The sequence below is a fragment of the Pseudomonas bubulae genome (genome assembly GCF_900618535.1).
GTDB classification, from domain to species: domain Bacteria; phylum Pseudomonadota; class Gammaproteobacteria; order Pseudomonadales; family Pseudomonadaceae; genus Aquipseudomonas; species Aquipseudomonas bubulae.
This window is the reverse complement of sequence record NZ_UYJA01000006.1, coordinates 226990-247590: the sequence shown is the minus strand read 5'-3', so window position 1 is coordinate 247590 and position 20601 is coordinate 226990. Positions and strand designations below refer to the sequence as shown.

The 20601-nt window shown below is 57.1% G+C and carries 23 protein-coding genes; 8 read left to right on the top strand and 15 right to left on the bottom strand.

Translation table 11 applies throughout. The annotated features are described in order from the left end of the window. Positions 1–3: 3 nt before the first annotated feature. The 6 genes from pheT to thrS all read right to left on the bottom strand — a co-directional run bounded on the left by pheT (position 4) and on the right by thrS (position 6649). Positions 4–2382, bottom strand: a complete 2379-nt coding sequence (pheT, locus tag PPTH39_RS21280; protein WP_095001970.1) for a phenylalanine--tRNA ligase subunit beta — start codon at positions 2380–2382, stop codon at positions 4–6. Positions 2383–2408: 26 nt separating this feature from the next. Beyond that, positions 2409–3425, bottom strand: coding sequence for a phenylalanine--tRNA ligase subunit alpha (gene pheS, locus PPTH39_RS21275; RefSeq protein ID WP_095001971.1), 1017 nt, complete (start codon positions 3423–3425; stop codon positions 2409–2411). Positions 3426–3534: 109 nt separating this feature from the next. Beyond that, a complete protein-coding gene (rplT, locus tag PPTH39_RS21270; protein WP_003442184.1) occupies positions 3535–3891 on the bottom strand; it encodes a 50S ribosomal protein L20 in 357 nt (118 codons plus the stop codon). Positions 3892–3920: 29 nt separating this feature from the next. After that, positions 3921–4115 carry a 50S ribosomal protein L35 gene (gene rpmI / locus PPTH39_RS21265; protein ID WP_002553160.1) on the bottom strand — a complete coding sequence of 65 codons (195 nt, stop codon included), beginning with the start codon at positions 4113–4115 and terminating at the stop codon, positions 3921–3923. Between the two features lie 60 nt (positions 4116–4175). Continuing rightward, the gene (gene infC, locus PPTH39_RS21260) at positions 4176–4727 is read right to left on the bottom strand and encodes a translation initiation factor IF-3 (RefSeq protein ID WP_169916631.1); all 552 of its coding nucleotides are present in this window, start codon (positions 4725–4727) and stop codon (positions 4176–4178) included. After that, the gene (gene thrS / locus PPTH39_RS21255; protein ID WP_095001972.1) at positions 4727–6649 is read right to left on the bottom strand and encodes a threonine--tRNA ligase; all 1923 of its coding nucleotides are present in this window, start codon (positions 6647–6649) and stop codon (positions 4727–4729) included. Before thrS ends, infC begins: the two co-directional genes overlap by 1 nt. A gap of 362 nt (positions 6650–7011) precedes the next feature. Between thrS and PPTH39_RS21250 the strand changes: the two genes are divergently transcribed. Together PPTH39_RS21250 and PPTH39_RS21245 are read left to right on the top strand one after the other, a co-directional pair. Continuing rightward, a complete protein-coding gene (locus tag PPTH39_RS21250) occupies positions 7012–7314 on the top strand; it encodes a hypothetical protein (protein WP_095001973.1) in 303 nt (100 codons plus the stop codon). A 294-nt stretch (positions 7315–7608) separates the two neighbouring features. Continuing rightward, the gene (locus PPTH39_RS21245) at positions 7609–7821 is read left to right on the top strand and encodes a cold-shock protein (protein ID WP_003179963.1); all 213 of its coding nucleotides are present in this window, start codon (positions 7609–7611) and stop codon (positions 7819–7821) included. Between the two features lie 70 nt (positions 7822–7891). On the opposite strand, the gene PPTH39_RS21240 is transcribed toward PPTH39_RS21245, so the two are convergent. Further along, complete coding sequence (locus PPTH39_RS21240; RefSeq protein ID WP_095001974.1) at positions 7892–8200, bottom strand: I78 family peptidase inhibitor; 309 nt, start codon at positions 8198–8200, stop codon at positions 7892–7894. A 159-nt stretch (positions 8201–8359) separates the two neighbouring features. After that, positions 8360–8665: a hypothetical protein gene (locus PPTH39_RS21235; protein WP_130872403.1), complete on the bottom strand. Its 306-nt coding sequence runs from the start codon at positions 8663–8665 to the stop codon at positions 8360–8362. Positions 8666–8823: 158 nt separating this feature from the next. Here PPTH39_RS21235 and PPTH39_RS21230 point away from each other — a divergent pair, with 158 nt between their 5' ends. Further along, positions 8824–9024, top strand: coding sequence for a hypothetical protein (locus tag PPTH39_RS21230; protein ID WP_095001976.1), 201 nt, complete (start codon positions 8824–8826; stop codon positions 9022–9024). A 17-nt stretch (positions 9025–9041) separates the two neighbouring features. Here PPTH39_RS21230 and PPTH39_RS21225 read toward each other — a convergent pair whose 3' ends face one another. The 7 genes from PPTH39_RS21225 to PPTH39_RS21195 are packed head-to-tail and all read right to left on the bottom strand — an operon-like array spanning position 9042 to position 16001. Then, positions 9042–10070, bottom strand: coding sequence for a nucleoside hydrolase (locus tag PPTH39_RS21225; protein WP_130872402.1), 1029 nt, complete (start codon positions 10068–10070; stop codon positions 9042–9044). A gap of 21 nt (positions 10071–10091) precedes the next feature. After that, positions 10092–10496, bottom strand: coding sequence for a D-ribose pyranase (gene rbsD, locus PPTH39_RS21220; protein WP_095001978.1), 405 nt, complete (start codon positions 10494–10496; stop codon positions 10092–10094). Continuing rightward, positions 10493–11413, bottom strand: coding sequence for a ribokinase (gene rbsK, locus PPTH39_RS21215; protein ID WP_095018576.1), 921 nt, complete (start codon positions 11411–11413; stop codon positions 10493–10495). The genes rbsD and rbsK overlap by 4 nt, the downstream gene beginning before the upstream one ends. 10 nt (positions 11414–11423) lie before the next feature. Next, a complete protein-coding gene (locus tag PPTH39_RS21210; protein WP_095018575.1) occupies positions 11424–12458 on the bottom strand; it encodes a LacI family DNA-binding transcriptional regulator in 1035 nt (344 codons plus the stop codon). A 3-nt stretch (positions 12459–12461) separates the two neighbouring features. Beyond that, on the bottom strand, positions 12462–13439 hold the full coding sequence (locus PPTH39_RS21205; RefSeq protein WP_095001981.1) for an ABC transporter permease: 978 nt from the start codon (positions 13437–13439) through the stop codon (positions 12462–12464). Continuing rightward, positions 13436–14992: a sugar ABC transporter ATP-binding protein gene (locus tag PPTH39_RS21200; RefSeq protein ID WP_095018574.1), complete on the bottom strand. Its 1557-nt coding sequence runs from the start codon at positions 14990–14992 to the stop codon at positions 13436–13438. The genes PPTH39_RS21205 and PPTH39_RS21200 overlap by 4 nt, the downstream gene beginning before the upstream one ends. 55 nt (positions 14993–15047) lie before the next feature. Beyond that, positions 15048–16001: a sugar ABC transporter substrate-binding protein gene (locus PPTH39_RS21195; RefSeq protein ID WP_095001983.1), complete on the bottom strand. Its 954-nt coding sequence runs from the start codon at positions 15999–16001 to the stop codon at positions 15048–15050. Positions 16002–16439: 438 nt separating this feature from the next. Between PPTH39_RS21195 and PPTH39_RS21190 the strand changes: the two genes are divergently transcribed. From PPTH39_RS21190 to PPTH39_RS21170, 5 genes are all read left to right on the top strand, one after another. Next, positions 16440–17519, top strand: coding sequence for an asparaginase (locus tag PPTH39_RS21190; protein WP_095001984.1), 1080 nt, complete (start codon positions 16440–16442; stop codon positions 17517–17519). 173 nt (positions 17520–17692) lie between these two features. Then, positions 17693–17944, top strand: a complete 252-nt coding sequence (locus PPTH39_RS21185) for a DUF1654 domain-containing protein (RefSeq protein ID WP_095001985.1) — start codon at positions 17693–17695, stop codon at positions 17942–17944. A gap of 4 nt (positions 17945–17948) precedes the next feature. After that, a complete protein-coding gene (locus PPTH39_RS21180; RefSeq protein ID WP_095020767.1) occupies positions 17949–18638 on the top strand; it encodes an endonuclease in 690 nt (229 codons plus the stop codon). Between the two features lie 156 nt (positions 18639–18794). Continuing rightward, complete coding sequence (locus tag PPTH39_RS21175) at positions 18795–19508, top strand: GntR family transcriptional regulator (RefSeq protein WP_095001987.1); 714 nt, start codon at positions 18795–18797, stop codon at positions 19506–19508. Further along, complete coding sequence (locus tag PPTH39_RS21170) at positions 19505–20509, top strand: ADP-ribosylglycohydrolase family protein (RefSeq protein WP_130872401.1); 1005 nt, start codon at positions 19505–19507, stop codon at positions 20507–20509. The genes PPTH39_RS21175 and PPTH39_RS21170 overlap by 4 nt, the downstream gene beginning before the upstream one ends. Positions 20510–20601 lie beyond the last annotated feature (92 nt).

Below are 20601 nucleotides of genomic sequence, written 5' to 3'. Positions count from 1 at the left end.
ACGTCACTTCCTTAGCGTGGCGTTCAACCTTTGTTCAAGCGAGGTGAGGATATTTTGCGTTGCGGCGTTCACCTCATCGTCATTAAGAGTGCGCGATGGATGCTGCCAGGTCAAGCCAACTGCAAGGCTTTTTCTATGCGGATCAATGCCTTTACCCTGGTAAACATCAAATAACCTTAGGTCTGTCAGCCATTCGCCTGCATTTTCACGAATTACATCCAGCACAGCACTGGCTGCAACGTCACGATCGGCCAACAACGCCAGGTCACGACGCACTTCAGGAAAGCGCGATAACTCATGGAATTTCGGCATTTTACCTGCCGCCACTTCTGCCAGAACCAGTTCAAAAACAAACACTGGACGGTCAAGACCAAGGTTTTTTGAAAGCTCAGGGTGGATGGCACCGACATAGCCAACTTCGCGACCGTCACGCTCGATACGTGCAGTCTGGCCCGGATGCAGAGCAGGATGTTTGCCCGGCACGAAGGTAAACGCGTCCAGGGCACCGGCAAAACCCAGCACCGCTTCTACATCAGCCTTGACGTCGAAGAAGTCGACAACATCACGACCTTGAGCCCAGCCTTCAGGCAGACGACTGCCGCAAACAACACCCGCCAGCATCGGCTCTTGTTTCAGACCCTCAAGCTGGCCAACAAAACGCAGGCCGCTTTCAAACAGGCGAACGCGATCTTGCTGACGGTTCAGGTTGTGCTGCAACGACTTGACCAGGCCGGGCCACAACGAGGCACGCATGGCAGCCATGTCGTTGGAAATCGGGTTGGCCAGCAACAGCGGTTCAACACCCGGGCTAAACAGTTCGAACTGTTTCGGGTCGATAAAGCTGTAGGTGATTGCTTCCTGATAACCACGAGCGACCAGCAAACGACGCAACTCCGGCAGGTCGCTACGCGCCTCTGCTTTGGCTTGCGGTGCCAGACGGGCCTGCGGGTAACGGACCGGCAGGCGGTTGTAGCCGTACAGGCGCGCCAGTTCTTCGATCAGGTCAACTTCCAGGCTGATATCGAAGCGATGGCTTGGCACTTCTACGCGCCATTGCCCTGCCCCTTCAGCGGTGATGGTCAGGCCCAGGGCGCTGAGCAGACGCTCAACTTCCGCCGCGTCCATTTCCATGCCGAGCATCTGGCTGATACGCGCTGCACGCAAGGTGATCGGTGCAATCGACGGCAGATACTGCTCGCTGACGGTTTCAACGATCGGGCCAGCTTCGCCGCCAGTGATTTCCAGCAGCAGACCAGTGGCGCGCTCCATGGCTTCACGGGCCAGTTTCCAGTCCACGCCACGCTCGTAGCGGTGCGAAGCGTCGGTGTGCAGGCCGTAGGAGCGGGCCTTGCCAGCAACGGCGATCTGATCAAAGAAAGCGCTTTCAAGGAATATGTCGCGGGTCTTGTCGGTCACACCGCTGTGCTCGCCACCCATTACGCCGGCAATGGCCAAAGCGCGGGTATGGTCTGCAATCACCAGCGTGTCGCTGCGCAAGGTGACTTCCTGGCCGTCGAGCAGTACCAGCTTCTCGCCTTCTTCAGCCATGCGTACACGAATGCCGCCATTGATCTCGGCAAGGTCGAACGCGTGCAACGGCTGACCCAGTTCCAGCATGACATAGTTGGTAATGTCGACAGCGGCATCGATGCTGCGCACGTCAGCGCGACGCAGGCGCTCAACCATCCACAGCGGCGTTGGCCGGGACAGGTCGACATTGCGGATCACACGGCCCAGGTAGCGCGGGCAAGCAGCAGGTGCCAGCACTTCAACCGGACGCACTTCCTCGTGTACCGCAGCAACTGGCGCAACCACCGGGCGAGTCACCTGGGCGTTATACAGAGCGCCCACTTCACGCGCCAGACCTGCCAGCGACAGGCAGTCGCCACGGTTCGGCGTAAGGTCGACTTCAATGCTGGCGTCTTCAAGACCCAGATAGACGCGGATGTCCTCGCCCACCGGTGCATCGGCCGGCAACTCCATCAGGCCGTCATTGCCCTCGCCCACTTGCAGTTCTGCTTGCGAGCACAGCATGCCGTTGGACTCAACGCCACGCAGCTTGGCCTTTTTGATTTTGAAGTCACCCGGCAGTTCGGCACCGATCATGGCGAACGGGATTTTCAAGCCAGGGCGCACGTTGGGCGCACCACACACTACCTGAAAAGTCTCGGCACCATTGCTGACCTGGCAAACACGAAGCTTGTCAGCATCAGGGTGTTGCTCGGTGCTCAGCACCTCGCCCACAACCACGCCACTGAATACACCGGCGGCCGGCGTAACGCTGTCGACCTCAAGACCGGCCATCGACAGACGAGCAACCAGCTCGTCGCGACCTACCTGCGGGTTTACCCAACCACGCAGCCATTGTTCACTGAATTTCATCCTGCTCTCCTAAGAATTCGTTACGACTAGCGAAATTGCGCGAGGAACCGCAAGTCGTTGTCGAAGAACAGACGCAAGTCGTTCACGCCGTAACGCAGCATGGCCAGACGCTCAACGCCCATGCCGAAGGCAAAGCCCGAGAACTCTTCCGGGTCGATCCCGGACATGCGCAGCACGTTCGGATGAACCATGCCGCAGCCCATGACTTCCAGCCAGCCAGTCTGCTTGCAGACACGACAGCCTTTACCGCTGCACATCACGCATTCCATATCCACTTCAGCGGAAGGCTCGGTGAACGGGAAGTAGGACGGACGGAAACGCACGGCCAGTTCTTTTTCGAAGAACACCCGCAGGAACTCTTCGATGGTCCCTTTCAGGTCAGCGAAGTTGATATCGCGATCGATCAGCAGGCCTTCGACCTGGTGAAACATCGGCGAATGGGTGATATCCGAGTCGCTACGGTACACACGGCCCGGGCAGACAATGCGGATCGGCGGCTGCTTGGATTCCATGGTGCGGACCTGTACCGGCGAGGTATGGGTGCGCAACAACATGTTGGCATTGAAATAGAAGGTGTCATGCATCGACCGGGCCGGGTGATGGCCTGGGATGTTGAGCGCTTCGAAGTTGTGATAGTCGTCTTCAACCTCAGGGCCTTCGGCGATGCCGTAGCCAATATGGGTAAAGAACTGTTCGATACGTTCCAGAGTCCGGGTCACCGGATGCAGACCGCCAGAGGTCTGGCCACGGCCAGGCAGGGTCACGTCAATGGACTCGGCAGACAGTTTGGCGGCCAGTTCGGCCTCTTCAAACAACGCCTTGCGCGCATTGAGAACCTCTGTGACACGCTCCTTGGCAACGTTGATGAGGGCACCGACTTGCGGACGCTCTTCTGCTGGCAAATTGCCCAGGGTCTTCATCACCTGAGTCAATTCACCCTTTTTGCCAAGGTATTGAACCCGGATTTGCTCCAGGGCATTGATATCTTCAGCGCTTTGCACAGCCTCTAGTGCTTGAGAGACCAGCGCATCCAGGTTTTCCATGTACAGACTCCAGATACAAAATAGGGGAAGAGCTTGAAGGCTCTTCCCCTATTTATGACGTTTAGCACCCGGGCTTACACAGGCAAGCCCAAGTGACTGTCGGGGGTACTTAAGCCAGAGTGGCTTTAGCTTTCTCGACAATCGCAGCAAACGCCGCTTTTTCGTTCACTGCCAGATCAGACAGAACCTTACGGTCGATCTCGATGGAAGCTTTTTTCAGGCCGGCAATGAAACGGCTGTAAGACAGACCGTTGATACGAGCACCAGCGTTGATACGAGCGATCCACAGAGCGCGGAACTGACGTTTTTTCTGACGACGGTCACGGTAGGCGTATTGGCCTGCCTTGATTACCGCTTGCTTGGCAACACGGAATACGCGTGAGCGTGCGCCGTAGTAGCCTTTAGCCAGTTTCAGAATTTTTTTGTGACGTTTACGGGCGACAACGCCACGCTTTACACGAGCCATGAGTTACTTCCTCTAGTCTTAACCAAAAATTAACGAAGGCGCAGCATGCGCTCGACTTTTGCCACGTCAGACGGATGCAGCAAGCTGCTACCGCGCAGTTGACGCTTACGCTTGGTCGACATTTTGGTCAGGATGTGGCTCTTGAAAGCGTGCTTGTGCTTGATACCGTTAGCAGTTTTCAGAAACCGCTTAGCAGCACCACTTTTAGTCTTCATCTTTGGCATGTTCGGATACTCCGCATTCAGTTGATAAACATAATCAGAAGGCCTGCCGTGCCCAATTGATTACTTCTTCTTTTTCGGGGCGATGACCATGATCAGCTGGCGTCCTTCCATCTTAGGATGCTGTTCGACGGTACCGTATTCCGCAAGGTCAGCTTCAACCCGCTTCAACAGTTCCATACCCAGCTCCTGGTGGGCCATCTCACGGCCGCGGAATCGTAACGATACCTTGGCCCTGTCCCCATCACTCAGGAAACGTACCAGGTTGCGCAGTTTTACCTGGTAATCCCCTTCCTCCGTCCCTGGACGAAACTTGATTTCTTTAACCTGAATCTGTTTCTGGTTTTTCTTTGCAGCAGCAACCTGTTTCTTCTTTTCGAAGATAGATTTGCCGTAGTCCATCAGCTTGCAAACTGGGGGTACTGCATCAGCGGAAATTTCCACCAAGTCCAGTTTGGCCTCTTCAGCTTTAAGAAGCGCGTCTTCAATTGACACAATCCCAAGCTGCTCGCCTTCAGCCCCAATTAACCGAACCTCGCGTGCCGAGATATTCTCGTTGATCGGGGCTTTCGGTGCAGCTCGTTTATCTTGTCTCATTTCACGCTTAATAATAATTACTCCGAATCATGGCGACCACGCCGGGAAACCGCTTGTGCGAGGAATTCAGCGAATTGCGCGACGGGCATCGAGCCCAGGTCAGCACCTTCACGTGTACGCACAGCGACAGTCTGCATCTCGACTTCCCGATCTCCGATAACCAAGAGATAAGGAACCTTGAGCAAAGTATGCTCGCGGATTTTAAAGCCGATCTTTTCATTTCTCAAGTCAGACTTGGCACGAAATCCGCTCTGATTGAGAGTTTTTTCAACTTCAGCAGCAAAATCTGCCTGTTTGTCAGTGATATTCATGATCACTGCCTGGGTTGGAGCCAGCCAAGCAGGGAATGCGCCTTCGTAATGTTCGATCAGGATACCGACAAAACGTTCGAACGATCCAAGGATCGCGCGGTGCAGCATAACCGGGTGCTTACGGCTGTTGTCTTCGGACACATATTCTGCGCCAAGACGGATCGGCAGGTTGAAATCGAGCTGCAGGGTACCACATTGCCAGACACGACCCAGACAATCTTTCAGAGAAAATTCAATCTTGGGACCGTAGAAGGCACCTTCGCCCGGTTGCAAATCGTACGCCAGGCCAGCGCTATCAAGGGCTGAAGCCAATGCGCTTTCGGCGCGATCCCACAGCTCATCCGAACCCACACGCTTTTCAGGACGCGTCGACAGCTTGAGCTCAATGTCCTTGAAACCGAAGTCAGCGTAGACATCCAGCGTCAGCTTGATAAAAGCTGCCGACTCGGCCTGCATCTGCTCTTCAGTACAGAAGATGTGGGCATCGTCCTGGGTAAAGCCACGCACACGCATGATGCCGTGCAGGGCGCCCGACGGCTCGTTACGGTGACAGGCACCGAATTCGGCCAGACGCAGCGGCAGCTCGCGGTAGCTTTTCAGGCCCTGGTTGAACACTTGCACATGGCAAGGGCAGTTCATCGGCTTGATCGCGTAGTCGCGGCTTTCCGACTGGGTAGTGAACATGTTCTCGGCGTAGTTGGCCCAGTGCCCGGATTTTTCCCAGAGGCTGCGATCAACGACCTGAGGAGTCTTGATCTCCAGGTAGCCATTGTCGCGCTGTACTTTGCGCATGTACTGCTCAAGTACCTGGTACAGGGTCCAGCCATTCGGGTGCCAGAACACCATGCCCGGGGCTTCTTCCTGGGTGTGGAACAAGCCAAGGCGCTTGCCGATTTTACGGTGATCGCGCTTTTCGGCTTCTTCGATACGCAGGACGTAGGCCGCCAGCTGCTTTTTGTCAGCCCAGGCCGTGCCATAGATACGCTGCAACTGCTCGTTCTTGGCATCGCCACGCCAGTAGGCGCCCGACAGCTTGGTCAGCTTGAACGATTTGAGGAAACGCGTGTTCGGCACGTGAGGACCGCGGCACATGTCGACGTATTCTTCATGGAAGTACAAACCCATGGCCTGCTCGTCCGGCATGTCTTCGATCAGGCGCAGCTTGTAGTCTTCACCACGGGCAGCAAACAGTTCGATCACTTCGGCACGCGGCGTCACTTTCTTGATGACGTCGTAGTCTTTTTCGATCAGTTGCTGCATGCGCTGTTCGATAGCAGCCATGTCATCCGGGGTGAACGGACGCTCATAGGCGATATCGTAGTAAAAGCCTTCGTCGATGACCGGCCCGATGACCATTTTGGCCGTCGGGAACAGCTGCTTCACCGCATGACCGACCAAGTGGGCGCAAGAGTGACGAATGATCTCCAGCCCCTCTTCATCCTTGGGCGTGATGATTTGCAAGGTGGCATCGTTTTCAATCAGATCACAGGCATCCACCAGCTTGCCGTTGACCTTGCCGGCCACGGTGGCTTTAGCCAGGCCGGCGCCAATTGAAGCGGCAACCTCGGCTACAGAAACTGGATGATCGAAAGAGCGTTGACTGCCGTCGGGAAGAGTAATAGTTGGCATGGCGCCTCCTCTCCTAGTGGTGACCCCTACCAAAGGTCACGTGGGTTGGGATGAGCCAGTACGCGATTCGGTGGTATGCCTGCCTCACAGTGGCAGGAGCCTTGCGGCGAACCTAAAACCGAACCAGAGTGACTGGAGTTCAAATCAAAAAGGTTAATGGCACTGCATGGCGGTTCAAGGAACACGCGAATGCAGGAAATAGCCAGGGCGGCATGCTAGCACAGATGGATACGCCTGTTGCGCACCCCTCCCCGCATCCGCGAGAAAACGGGGTTTTTTACAAAAGGGTGAACTTGAGCTCCACTTACCTTTCACATACTCAGTGATACACACTCGGTTTTAATGCCTACAAGGAGCATCTTATGCGCACGATCCGCTTACTCGCCTTCGCAGCCCCCCTGGCGCTGCTGCTACCCCTGAGCGCCCAGGCCGATAACTGGCCTGCAGGCGCCAAAAAAGACTACATGAAGGACTGCGTAGCGGCAGCCAGCCAAAGTGTTGACGCAAAAACGGCCCAACAGCATTGCGCATGCGGTGCGGACAAGCTGTCCGAGAAGTTTACAAGCGCCGAAATCACACAGCTGATGAGCAAGACAACCCAGCCTAGCGCAGAGCTTCGCACCCGGGCTCTGGACGCCATCCAGGCTTGCCGGGCCAAGAAATAACCACCCTCCTCACGGCTCGAATTGAGCCGTGAGGAGAGCAAAAACAGTCAAAAACGCTCTTGCACGTAAAAAATATTGATTCTCGACTGCTTTTTTTCTAACAGCCTTTAGCCCTCAACCCCCCGTAAACCGGGGGTCTTGAGCATTTCAAAGAGCAGACGAGGGTTAACATTGCAGCAATCTGTAGTTCAGGGGGGCTCCCAAAGCGCACATTTCGACTATGATACCTCGGTGTGCCCAGTTGGCCTGAGCAGCACAGTACTACTGAAAATATAAGTTTCTTGGAGATACACCATGTCTAATCGCCAAACCGGCACCGTAAAATGGTTCAACGATGAAAAAGGCTTCGGCTTCATCACTCCTCAAGGTGGCGGTGACGACCTGTTCGTACACTTCAAAGCTATCGAAAGCGACGGTTTCAAAAGCCTGAAAGAAGGCCAGACCGTTTCCTTCGTGGCTGAGAAAGGCCAAAAGGGTATGCAAGCTGCACAGGTTCGTCCGGAGTAAATCTCCCGCGAACAAAAAAACCCCGTCCATGTGACGGGGTTTTTTATGCCTGACGCAATGTCAGGCCAGGTTAGCCGCAGTTAACCCGGGTAATGATGCCAGCGTCGTCCGCATTGAGATTGAGACGGTCCGAGCGGTACTCAAGCGTCATCACGTCATGCGGCATCAAAATACGCGCGTTCTGCGCACCAGCCTTGATACGGGCCTGCTCCAGAAGCTGCGCCGAAGCCTTTTGACCGACTGCAAATGCTGCTGATTTAGCATCGCAACGGCTATGCCCCGCCTCGGCGACAGGCTCCTTGACCGAACTTGCGGTGCTGCATCCGGACAGTGCCAAGACCGCCAACAACGAACCCAATGACACTAGCTTCCAAGACATGAAGCCTCCTTAAGATAAATAGTCTGAACCCTTGCGACAGCTTTTTCGCACATAGGTTGCATGACGCCTCTCAGCGCCTTCTGATTTGCCAGCACCGGCAAGTGTGCCCGAGCCGACTTTTACCGTGCACCCCTAATCATTGCCAAATATGTTCAGGTGTCAGTACACATCAATGTAATCGAACGGCGGATTAGGCCAGTTGTCCTTGAGGGCATTGAATATCTGCATGACCCAGACCTCATCGCTTGCTGCAACTTTTCCGACATAGCCAGAACCTGCCGCCCAGGTCTCCAGCCTGAAAAGCAGACCGTCGATATCGACACCGCCCACCACACCCGAAGAAATATAAGCGATACCCGTCTTGGTCACGCGCAACTGTGTATGGGCATCATCAGTGGCCGAGGCCAGCAACTGACGCACAGCGCCAAGAGTAAAGCCCTCAGGGTTGTTTAGATCAATTTGCATGGCCTGCACCGCTCCCAAAAAGTGCAAGTGTGGCACGCAGTGCGGGGGTCATGGGCTGTTGAGGGTGCAAAAACCAATATTTACTTTGGTCTATTCATAGCGAAATGACGACTTTTTGCTAAAATCGCCTTTTCACGCCCCCTTCCCATGAGCACCCCATGACAACAGTCAGCATCGATGCAGATATCAAGGCCAAGTGGCATCAAGGACAGTGCTCATACAGCCCTGGCAGCCCTGAAGAGCTGGCCATTATCGGCATCGACCTTTTGGTTAAAGAGCTCGGCACGGAAGCTGCCCGAGCGTTCGTCAGTCAGGTGTTCGAAAAGTACAAACCGGCCGAGCCCGTCAGGCTGACCTGACGGCGCGCAACCTCACTTCACTTGAGCCGGCCCAGACGCGCGGTAAGCAAGTCAAAAAAGCCCTGCGCGTCACCGCTCTCGACCCAAAAGGCGTTTTTGGGCTGGTTCAAGGTGTTGTACCAGTCCGGGATAGTCTGTCCAAAGGTCGGCCCCTCGCGAGTATCCACGACCAGGTTGACTTCACGCCCGGAGAACAGCGCAGGATTGAGCAGGTAGGCAATGACACTGGCATCGTGAACAGGCCCGCCAGGCAGTCCGTAGTGCACCATGTCGCCTTTCACATATTCATTGAGAATATCGCCCACCAGTTTGCCGGCCGTATTGCCCAGTGCAGCGATCTGCTTCAGTCGCGCCTCGCTGGTAAGGATCTTGTGTGTCACATCCAGCGGTACATAGGTCAGTTTCACCCCGCTCTTCAACACCACGTCTGCCGCATGCGGATCGGCATAAAGGTTGAACTCGGCAACCGGGGTGATATTACCGCCATTGAAATGGGCGCCGCCCATGACCACGACTTCCTTGATTCCCTGCGTGATTTCCGGGGCCTGGATCAAGGCCAGGGCCAGGTTTGTCTGCGGGCCGAGCATGGCAATGGTCACGCTGCCTGGCTTGGCTGCACGCAAGGTATCAACCAGGTAATTGACCGCATTGGCCTTTTCGAGACCTTTGGCCGGCTCATGCACAGGCACACCGGTGACGCCTTCCTGGCCGTGAATGTTCTCGGCGTAAATCGGCGTACGCACCAGGGGTTTAGGGGCCCCGGCATACACCGGCACGTCTTCGCCCCCTGCCCACTCCCGGGCCAGCCGGGCATTGCGCGAGGTCTTGTCGAGCCGTACGTTGCCCGCCACGGTGGTAATGGCCCGCACCTGTAACTGCTCCGGTGAAGCCAGTGCCAGCAGCAGAGCGACCACATCATCGGCGCCGGGGTCCGTGTCGATGATCAAATCGATCTTGTCTGCGGCTTGAACACTCGACATCGTGATGGCGGACACGAACAAGACACTCCTGATCAATGGCTGAAAAATCCGGGTAAAACGTGGCATCACAACTCCCTGGTTATTTGTCTAAAAAGTCACGCCAGAGACCAAGGCAATATTGCAGTACGGGCGACACTCTCCAGTACGAACAATCACCTTTGCCTGCAGGCATAGTTCCTTGAAAGCATTATGGGTGAGCAGGCTCCTTGAGCCCAACTCCCCCTTGCCTGCATATTCGTCGATACATGACAGCGCCGGGCATGGCGCCTGCAACAACTCAGTGGCGAGCACATGGCTTTGCACCTGCATCTCACTGAGCAGGGCGCGCAACGTGCTGGCAACATCAGGCACGCCTTGAGTCAGGGCCAGATCAATCAGTTCGATGCCCTTGGGCACCGGCAAACCGGCATCGGCAATCACCACGATGTCGCCATGCCCCAGCGAGGCAACCAGCCGCGACAAGGCGATATTCAGCAGCGGTGTTTTTTTCATGGTGCTTTAAAGCCCTGAACATCACGCAACAATGGAATCGAAGGCTGAGCCCCCGCCCGAGTGACCGATAACGCGGCGGCGACCTGCGCAAAGCGTATCGCGTCGTCCTCTTCCATACCCGCCGCCAGCGCGGCAGAGAAGCCGCCGACAAAGGTATCGCCCGCCGCCGTGGCATCCACCGCCTCGACCTTGGGCGCAGTAAAGTGCATCACTCGGTGGGCACTGACAAACAAGGCCCCCAGCGCGCCCAGGGTGACAATCACCTTGCCCGCGCCCAGCTCGACCAACCGCCGGGCAGCCCGCCCGGCCGACTCAAGGGAATCAACCGGCACACCGCTAAGCGCCCAGGCCTCGCTCTCATTCGGGATCAGGTAGTCGATGGCGCCATACCAGTGCCCCGGCAACGGAGCACTGACCGGGGCGGGATTGAGGATCACCACTTTGCCCAGTTCACGTCCACGCGCCAGCACGCATCCGACTGTTTCCATCGGCACTTCAAGCTGGCAAACAAGCACTTGCGCACCTTGCAAGACGTGATCAAAGGCGCGGATATCTTCCGCGGCCAGGCAGCCATTGGCACCCGGCACCACCACAATGGTGTTCTGGCTGCAGGCATCCACCGTGATAAGGGCCACGCCGCTGGCACAGTCAGGCACGGTGCGCACTGCCACACAATCAACCCGGTCAGCCAGCAAGCCGTCGCGCAACTGCACGCCATAGGCGTCACCGCCGACACAGCCGAGCATTGCCACCCGGGCCCCCAGGCGCGACGCTGCTACCGCCTGGTTCGCGCCCTTGCCACCGTGCACGGTGGTAAAGGATTGCCCGAACACCGTTTCCCCCGGGCGCGGCAATCTCTCGGTACGCGTGACCAGATCCATATTCAGACTGCCTGCAACCACAACATTCGCTTGCATGTATCGACACTCATCCAGTGATTGTAGGGGGGGATTTCAACGGTGCTTGCGCATAAGCCCGGGTGGACTCGCGCAGCACAATGTCGGGTTTGACGATCCGCTGCTCCACCGCCCGCCCGGGTACGGCAATGCGGCGCAACAATAACTGGGCAGCGATCTCGCCCAATTGCAGGATCGACTGCCCGACAGTTGTCAGCGACGGATAGACATAACGGCTCATCTGTACATCATCAAAACCAATCACCGACAACTGCTGGGGTACCCGAATATTGCGCTCGGCCGCCGCTCGCAATACGCCGATGCCCATCATGTCGTTGCAGGCAAAAATGGCCGAGGGCGGGTTGTGCTGCAGCAAGCCGACCGCCGCGTTGTAGCCCCCGACACTGCTGAAGTCACTCTCGACCATCCACTGCCCCTGAGGCGTTATACCCGCCTCCAGCAGCGCACGCCGATACCCGGCCATACGCAACTGCGCGACACGGGTGGCGGCGGGCCCGCCAATGCAGGCAATGGCACGATGCCCCAGATCGAGCAAATGCCGCGTAGCCAGATAAGCCCCCAGTTCGTGGTCGATGCACACCAGGTCAGCCTCAACCCCCTCAAAGCTGCGATCGACAATCACCATCGGCGTGCGTACGCCGACCAACCCGCTGGCCATCCCCAGGTCGCCTGTGGACGAAGCGACCACCAGCCCGTCCACACGCTTTTCCAGCAGCACCCGCAGGTAATTGCGCTGCTTGACCGGGTCATCATCACAGTTGCACAGGATCACGCAGTAATTGTTGCGCTCACAGTAATCCTCGATACCTCGCGCCAACTCGGCAAAGTACGGGTTCAGGCTATTGGCCACCAGCAGGCCGATGGTCGCTGTGGTCTTGGCCTTGAGCGAGCGTGCTACCGCGCTGGGTACATACTCCAGGTGTGCAATGGCTTGCTCAACCTTCAAGCGCACAGGTTCACTGACAGGGCGGGTTTTATTCAAAACATGAGAAACCGTCGTGTACGAAATGCCTGCCATTGCCGCGACATCTTTAATCGTTGCCATTGCTCAATTCCGTCGCTGTGCGCGTTGACTGCGGTAAGTGTCCAATACCACTGCTATCACAATGACAGCACCGGTAATAATACGCTTGGTGGGTTCCGTCGCGCCGATTTGAGCCAGCCCTGCGGCCAATACTGAAATAATCAGCACACCAAAAAACGTACTGATCACCGAACCGCGCCCGCCCATCAAGCTCGTGCCACCGATCACCACGGCCGCAATCACCTGCAGTTCAAGGCCCGAACCGGCATTGGGGTCTGCCGCCTCGAGGCGGGATATCTGAAACAGCGCCGCCACTCCTGCCAACAACCCCATCAGGCTAAAGACCAAAATCTTGTAGGGCTTTGGATTGATACCGGCCAGGCGCACGGCTTCTTCGTTGGTGCCAATGCCAATCAGATAGCGCCCAAACACCGTGCGCGTCAGCACCGCCTGGGCGATGACAATAATCAGCAACGCAATAATGAACGCGGGCGAGATGCCAAAGGCAACCGGATTGGCAAGCCAGGCGAACGCGTCGCCGATATACGCCGTGCGCGATCCTGTAAGCTGGTAGGCCCCGCCCCGGGCCATTTCCAGCACCCCCAGCGAGACAATAAAAGACGGGATTTTCCAGGCCACCGTGATCGACCCCGTAAGGGTGCCCGCCAGGGCCGCACAGCCCATGCCCAGCAAAGCGGCAGGCAATACACTCCAGCCCCAGCCCAGAATCGCAACACTGACCGCCGACGCTGCCAGGGCCAACACCGAGCCGACCGACAGGTCGATGCCGCCGATGATCAGCACAAAGGTCATGCCGACCGACAACACCATCAAGTCGGGGATCTGGTTGGCCAGCGTACTGAGCGTGTCATAGGAGAAAAAATGTTCACTCAGGCTGGAAAACAGAATGATCATGGCCAGCAAGGCGCCCGCCAACCCGAGGTAGGTGCCCATTCCGTAGTAGTTATGTGCACTTTTATGCGGCACGCGGGTAGGGTTCATGAGGCTTCCTTTGGCGTGGCTTCAGCAAGCAACGCATCTCGTTTTTGATAACCGGCAAAAGCTGCCGCCAGTAACTGTTCCTGACTCCAGCTGTCACGTTCAAAGGTATCGATCAGCCGGCCCGCAGACAGCACGCCAATGCGGTCACAAATCAGCATCAACTCGCGAAGATCGCTCGACACCACCACCAGCGCCTTGCCCTTGCGCGTCAGCTCGCCCAGCAGCCGGTAAATATCGAACTTGGCGCCAATATCGATACCGCGCGTAGGCTCATCGAACAGCAGAACCGAACAGTCGCGCTCCAGCCAGCGGCCAATGACGACCTTCTGCTGGTTGCCACCGGACAGTTGCGACACCACTTGTTCCGGGCCGCTGCTGCGGATGCCCATGGCGTCTATCTGACGCCGGGCCAATGCGGCCTCCTGCTCCCGGTTGACCAAGCCACTGCTTGAAATCCGATCCATATTGCCCAGGCCGATGTTGGCACTGATCGACTGGGTCAGCAGCAAGCCTTCACCCTTGCGGTCCTCGGTAATCAGTGCGATGCCCTGCCGGACAGCATCTGCCGGCGAATGGATGGTCACTACCTGCACAGGAGTACCCACTGCAACCGTGCCGCTGTCGGCCACATCGGCACCATAGATCAGTCGCAGCAGTTCGGTGCGCCCTGCCCCGATCAGTCCGGAAATCCCGAAAATCTCGCCTTTTCTGACTTTAAACGATACATCTCGTACCTTGTCCGAGCGGCTGATACCACAGACTTCAAGTGCCGTTTCACCCAAGCTACGTTCGCCCAAATCCAGCTGGTCACCCAACTCGCGGCCCACCATCAAGTTGACCAGTTGCTCGCTGTTGTAATCGGCAATGGGCTCGACGCACACCAGGCAACCGTCGCGCAGTACGGCAATCCGCTGCGCCACCTGTGCCAGCTCTTCAAGTCGATGGGAGATATACACAATCGCCACGCCACGGGCCTGCAGCCGTTCGATTTGCACAAAAAGCATTTCAACTTCACGGGCGGTGAGCATGGCCGTGGGCTCATCGAGGATGAGCACATGGCAATCGCCGATCAGGTTGCGCGCAATCTCGACCATCTGCTGATGGCCAATGCCCAGCTCCCCGACCAGGGTGTCCGGGTCAATCGCCTCCAGACCCACCTGGCTCATGGCCTCAATGGCCGCTTTGCGCAACTGCTTGCGGCTGATCCAGCCCAGGTGGCCGGGCAATTTGTCCAGAAACAGGTTTTCCGCCACCGTCAGCGTGGGCAGCAGGTTCAGTTCCTGCATGACCATGCGCACACCCAATTGCTCGGCCTGCGCACGACTGCCCGGGGCATAGGCCTGGCCATTGAATTGCATGTGCCCGAGAGTCGGCACCTCCAGGCCACCCATGATCTTCGATAGTGTGCTTTTGCCAGCGCCATTCTCACCCGTCAGGGCCAGAACTTCGCCGCGATGCAACGACAGCTCGATAGCAGCCAGTACCGGCTGCTGAGTGTAGGTTTTACCAATCCCGCTGACCGTGAGGACCACGCTGGCATCAGGAGCAGACATGACATTTCTCCGGGCACCTGCCCGACCGGGCAAGTGCCTGCGACAGCGAGTGGGATTACTTGTTGATGACCAGTTCGACAGGGGTATCGATGACACCGTCCTTGAGGTTTTCAACCGGTTCTTTTTTGACCAGCTTGAGCGCCGTTTCGATGCCATAAACCGCCTGTTTGGCGGCAGCCTGATCGGCCGTTGCCAGCACACGGCCATCCTTGAGCATGGGTTTTATCGCATCGATGTTGTCATAGCCGACCACTTGCACCTTGCCGACCTTGCCTGCAGCCCGGATAGCCGACACCGCGCCCAGCGCCATGCTGTCATTGCCCGCCAGGATGGCCTTGAGGTTCGGATACTCGCTGAGCATGCCCGCCGCAACCTTGTTGCCACCGTCGATTTCCCAGTTGCCCGACTGCACCGGCACAATCTTCATCCCGGCAGCGTTCATTGCATCCGTGAAACCCGCTGTGCGCATTTGCGCATTGGTCGTGGTCGATACACCCTCGATGATCCCGACCTCATCACCGGCCTTGAGCCTGGTGGCCAGGTACTCGCCGACCTCACGAGCCCCCTGCCTGTTGTTGGGCCCGACAAAGGGTACTTCGAGCCCTTTGCTTTTCAGCACCTGGGGGTCGAGCTGGTTGTCGATATTGACCACCACAATGCCACGGTCACTGGCCTTTTTGATGGCCGACACCAGCGCCTTGGAGTCTGCGGGCGCAATCACCAGCGCATCGACCTTGGCGATGATCATCTGATTGATGATGTCGATCTGGCCCGCAGTGTCCGTTTCATTTTTGATCCCGTTGGAAATCAGGTCGAAACTGGCGGCATTGGCCTTTTGATAATCCTCGCCACCCTTTTGCATGGTGACAAAGAACTCGTTTGCCAAGGACTTCATGACCAGGCCGACTTTGGGTTTTTGTGGCGTATCGGCATTGGCGACAGGGAGGGTAAGGGATGCCGCAGCCAGCATGGCGACAGCAAGAAGGCGTCCAGCAAATGGCAGCTTCATGGGGGCAACTCCGATCTTATGATTATTGTGAGCAACGTCCTGCTCGCACACGCCTGAGCGCCAAAAGCTGGGTGACTGGCATCAGGTCCTGCCTGACTGCCAGAAATACAGACTCAAGAAAACGGCGCAAACGTTTGCTAGGCCCTCACTATGGAAAGCCACCTGTTATTTGTCAATGTGAAAAAAAACGCGATCAGACACATCGATATTCGACTCTCCGAACAAAAAAAACGCTTCTGTTCGGAAAACCGTCCGGTTTCTTTTCCAGAAAGCGGATCGTGGAAATAAAGACCCATAAATCAATACGTTGTGTGCTCCCCGAAAAACTTCGCTTAGTGGCACAAATAGTGCTTTCCAGTCTCTATGCATGGTCAATAAATGGCACATGCCGAGCAAAGTGTGCAGTCATCGGCATACTCACTAATAAGAGAAAAAACAATGAAAAATGCTGTTTTGAAAACTTTTGTTCCGGGCGCACTGGCCCTGCTGCTGGCACTGCCGACCGCTCAAGCGCAAGAGGCTGTCACCAAGCCCAACGTCATCATCCTCGCCACTGGCGGCACTATCGCCGGTGCAGGTGCCAGCGCTGCCAACAGCGCCACTTACACGGCCGCTAAAGTCGGTATCGACAAATTGATCGCCGGCGTCCCCGAGCTAAGCCAACTGGCCAATGTGCGTGGCGAGCAAGTGATGCAAATAGCATCCGAGAGCATCACTAACGAAAACCTGCTGCAATTGGGCCGCCGGGTCGCCGAACTGGCTGACAGCAACGACGTTGATGGCATCGTTATCACCCACGGTACCGACACCCTCGAAGAAACCGCCTATTTCCTGAACCTGGTCGAAAAAACCGACAAGCCCATCGTGGTGGTCGGCTCCATGCGTCCGGGCACCGCCATGTCGGCTGACGGCATGCTGAACCTGTACAACGCCGTTGCCGTTGCCGGCAGCAAAGATGCGCGCGGCAAAGGCGTGCTGGTCACCATGAACGACGAAATCCAGTCGGGCCGTGATGTCAGCAAAATGATCAACATCAAGACCGAAGCCTTCAAAAGCCCGTGGGGTCCGCTGGGCATGGTCGTTGAAGGCAAGTCCTACTGGTTCCGCTTGCCAGCCAAGCGCCACACCATGGACTCCGAGTTCGACATCAAGAACATCAAGAGCCTGCCAAACGTTGGCATCGCCTACTCCTACGGCAATGTGGACGACACCGCCTATAAAGCGCTGGCCCAATCCGGTGCCAAAGCCATCATCCACGCGGGTACCGGCAACGGTTCAGTGTCCTCCAGCGTGGTGCCGACCTTGCAAGCCCTGCGTAAGGATGGCGTACAAATCATTCGTTCTTCCCACGTAAACAGCGGCGGTTTCGTACTGCGTAACGCAGAACAGCCTGACGACAAAAACGACTGGGTTGTTGCCCATGACCTGAACCCGCAGAAAGCCCGCATCCTGGCCATGGTCGCCCTGACCAAGACCCAGGACAGCAAAGAGCTGCAGCGCATCTTCTGGGAATACTGAGTGCTTGCTTGACGCCTTGGCGCGCTGAATAAGCAAGGCCGCCTCCCCTGTGGGAGGCGGCCTTTTTATTGGTCGGACAAAAGCTGCGGCACAACCGGCAGTTGCACCAAACAGTTGCCAAATGTGGCGCAGTTAAATACTGTATGCGTATACAGCACACCAAGGATTGCATCATGGCTAAAAAAGCAGCAAAAGAGCCGACTCCGCCAAGCCCCTATGAAATTTTCGGCACACGTATACAAAAAATCATCAGCTCGCCAAAAGCTCAAAAAGACAAAATGGCGGTGCTTGAGCGACTCGAAGGCGATAACCCTGAGTTCTGGGAACGCCTGCTGGAAGAAATTTCTGAAAACGATAACGTCACTGTCGCCCACCGCGATGATGGCGGCGTGAATGTTTTCTGGACCGTGCTTGAGGAAGACTGAGTCAATGAGGGTTTGTTTACTGGTACTGCTCGGTCTTTTCACCGTTGCAAGCGCACAGGCCGCGGCCCCGAATACCTTCAGCGAAGCCAAGAAGGTTGCCTGGAAGCTCTACGCGCCGCAGTCCACCGAGTTCTACTGCGGTTGCAAATACACCGGCAACCGCGTCGACCTGAAAGCCTGCGGTTATATCCCGCGCAAAAATGCCAACCGTGCCGCACGCATCGAGTGGGAACATATCGTTCCCGCCTGGCAGATCGGCCATCAGCGCCAATGCTGGCAAAGTGGCGGGCGAAAAAACTGCACTCGCAACGACCCGGTGTTCAAAGTTGCTGAAGCCGACTTGCACAACCTGGTACCCAGCATCGGCGAGGTCAACGGGGACCGCAGCAATTTCAGTTTTGGCTGGTTGCCCGAGCAAAAAGGCCAATATGGTTCGTGCCTGACACAAGTCGATTTCAAATCAAAAAAGGTCATGCCCCGCCCCTCCATTCGCGGGATGATCGCGCGCACCTACTTTTACATGAGCAAGCAATACAACTTGCGTCTGTCCAGGCAGGACCGCCAGCTTTACGAAGCCTGGAACAAAACCTACCCGGTTCAAGCCTGGGAGCGCCAGCGCAATCAGGCGGTAGCCTGCGTGATGGGCCGTGGCAACGAATTCGTCGGCCCGGTCAACCTCAAAGCCTGCAGTTGAAATCCCCCCTGCCTGCACCCGCCTTGAGCCGTGGTTAAAACTGCGGTTCAAGGTGCTGTCCCTGCCCTTCGACGTTCGCTTTCGGCCAATCATTGTCCGACTGGATTCCGAGGGCGAATGTTGCCGAACCGACAATGCTGAGCTATTACTTTCGGCATGATCAAACAGGTTCGATTCAATAAAAAACAACGGGTGGTAGACGAACTCGTCCACCGTATCGAAAGCGGGCTTCTGGCAGACGGTCACCTGCTGCCGGAAGCAGACCAATTGGCTCAAGAACTGCGTGTCAGCCACAGTACGTTGCGAGCTGCACTGGCCGAACTGGAAAAGCGAAAATACATTGCCAAACGCACCGAGGGCGGCGCCATCGTCACCTACGACGGTATTACGCTCGACCAAAACAACGGCTGGACACAGGCCCTGGCCAACACCGGCGCCCGTATCCACACCGAGCTGCTGCGACTCGAGGCCATAGAGCGTGCGGACCTCCTGCATCGCTTCGGCTTGAGCCAGTTCGTGATCCTTGAGCGCCGCCGTCGCCGCGATGATGGCACTGCGATTTCTCTGGAACGCTCGTTCGTGCCCGCAACAGGTGGCCTGGAAGGCCTGCCACGTATAGGGCTGATTGACGACTCGCTCACCATTACGCTGGCGGCCTACGGCTTTGTCGGTGATCGTGGCGACCAATGGATTGGCGCCGAGCCGCTGGGTAAAGAAGACGCACTATTGCTCGGCCGCCCCGCCGGCACGGTTTTTCTCAAAGCCCTGCGCACCACCTACGACCGCCAAGGACGCTTTATGGAAATGGTCGAGAGCTGGCTGGATCCTGTGCACTTTCGCATGTACCACTCATTTGGCACGCCAACATGACGCAGCCGGATCTCGCCCTTGGCGCACTGTACGGCCTGGCCCTGGGTGATGCGCTGGGCATGCCGACCCAATCGTTCAGTCGCGGACAGATCCAGGCCCGCTTCGGGCGCATTACAACCCTTGAAAATGCCCCGGCCGATCAACCCATTGCGCCAAATATGCCCGCGGGCTCAATCACCGACGATACCGAGCAGGCAATACTGGTCGGCCAACTGCTGGTTGAAGGCAAAGGCAATATTGACCCCCACCAGCTTGCCCGGCGCCTGATCAGTTGGGAGTCCGGCATGCGGGCCAAGGGTTCCCAGGACCTTCTGGGGCCATCAACCAAGCGCGCAATCGAGATGATCCTCGCTGGCCACAGCCCCACCGAATCGGGCCGCTACGGCACCACCAACGGCGCGGCCATGCGCATTGCTCCGGTAGGTATCGCCAGCGATATCAACCAGCCGGAACGCTTCATCCATTGTGTGGTTCAGGCGTGCCAGGTGACGCACAACACCAGCCTGGGGATTGCCAGCGCAGCCGCAGTGGCCGCCGTCATCTCCAGTGGCATAAACGGTAAAAAACTTGAGCACGCCCTCAATGCTGGCACTGAAATGGCCTATATCGCCGAACACCAGGGTCACTGGGTTGCCGGGGGCCGCATCGGCCCGCGTATTCGCTGGGCCAGGCAGGCCAGCAGCGAGTGCAACCCCGACAATTTTGGCGACCTGCTCTATGACGTGATTGGCACTTCGGTCGCCTCCCAGGAGTCCGTAGTAGTCGCCTTTGCCCTTGCCCAACGCGTGGCCAGCGCAGGGCTGAACCGTTTCGATGCCCTGTGCATGGCCGCCAGCATCGGTGGCGACACCGACACCATTGCCGCCATCCTCGGCGCCATGCTTGGTGCCTGTGGAGGAATGCAACAGTGGCCCGCGACACTGATCGAACAGATCACAAGGGTCAACGACCTGCATCTGCAGCCTCTGGCACGCGATCTGTTAGCCCTGCGCCTTGCGTAAAAAACCTGCCATGGACAGCAACACGACGGGCCTGGCACAAAGTCAGCGCCACACACAGCCTGCGACAACGATAACAAGCGCATCAGGAGCCA